The organism is Micrococcus sp. KRD128 (assembly GCF_017168395.1).
Taxonomy (GTDB): domain Bacteria; phylum Actinomycetota; class Actinomycetes; order Actinomycetales; family Micrococcaceae; genus Micrococcus; species Micrococcus luteus.
In genome coordinates, this window is record NZ_JABFAX010000010.1 from 53,669 (window position 1) to 54,787 (window position 1,119).

2 protein-coding genes are annotated in these 1,119 nt (G+C 74.6%); both read left to right on the forward strand.

Annotation, left to right across the window (positions count from 1 at the left end):
* Nucleotides 1–450: VOC family protein (locus tag J1M44_RS04925; protein WP_241252814.1), on the forward strand; the 450-nt coding region annotated here is incomplete at its 5' end.
* 14 nt (nt 451–464) lie between these two features.
* On the forward strand, nt 465–1,119 hold a 655-nt coding region (locus J1M44_RS04930), incomplete at its 3' end, for a DNA-formamidopyrimidine glycosylase family protein (RefSeq protein ID WP_206480697.1).

Consider the following 1,119-nt stretch of genomic DNA (forward strand, 5'->3'; position numbering starts at 1 on the left):
CCCGAGGCCCTCGAGGACTCCCTGCCGCACCCCTCGGACCCCTCCGTCACCCCGTTCCTCATGTTCGAGGGTGACGCCGGTGCGGCCATGGACGCCTACCTCACCGCGTTCGTGGAGCACCTGCCGGTCACCGAGGTCCGCCGCGACCTCTTCGACGACTCCTCCCCGCGCGGCGCCGCATGGGCGGGCAAGGTCCTGCACGGCGAGCTCGAGATCGCCGGCCAGCGGCTGCGGTTCTTCGACTCCTTCACCCCGCACGGGTTCACGTTCACCCCGGCCATCAGCCTGTTCGTCGAGCTGCCGGACGCCACCGCGGTGGACGCGATCCACGACGCGCTCCTCGCCGGCGGTGGCCAGGACTACATGCCGCCCGACGACTACGGCTTCTCGCGCCGCTTCGCGTGGGTCGGGGACCGCTTCGGCGTGACCTGGCAGCTCAACGCGGCCTGAGCCGGTGACGGCCCGTGCCTGAAGGCGACTCCCTCGTCCGCGTCGCGCACCGGCTCCGCCCCGTGCTCGAGGACCGGGTCCTGACGCACGCGGATCTGCGCGTGCCCCGCCACGCCACCGCGGACCTGACCGGCTGGAGGGTGGCCGAGGTCCTGCCGCGCGCCAAGTACCTGCTGATGCGACTGACCCCGCCCGCGGCCCGCCCCGGGGCCCGGCCGCTCACGCTGATCTCGCACCTGAAGATGGAGGGGCGCTGGCTCGTCTCGGCCGTCGACGCGCGGTGGGGCGCCCCCGCCTGGCAGGTGCGGGCGGTGCTGGAGACGGCGGAGCACCGCGTGCTCGGCGCCCAGCTGGGCCTGCTGACCCTCGTGCCCACCACTGACGAGGCCACCGTCCTCGGCCACCTCGGCCCCGACCTGCTGGACCCGGCCTGGGACACGCCCGACGACGGCGCCGCGCTGCTCGCCGAGGGCGTGCGGCGACTCACGGCCCGGCCCGAGCGGCCGGTCGGCCTGGCCCTGCTCGACCAGCGGCTCGTCTCCGGGATCGGCAACATCTACCGCTGCGAGACCCTCCTGCTGGCCGGCATCGACCCGCACCGGCCGATCGGCGAGGTCGACGACGTCGCCGGACTCGTGCTGCTCGCCCGGGACCTGCTGCGTGCCAACG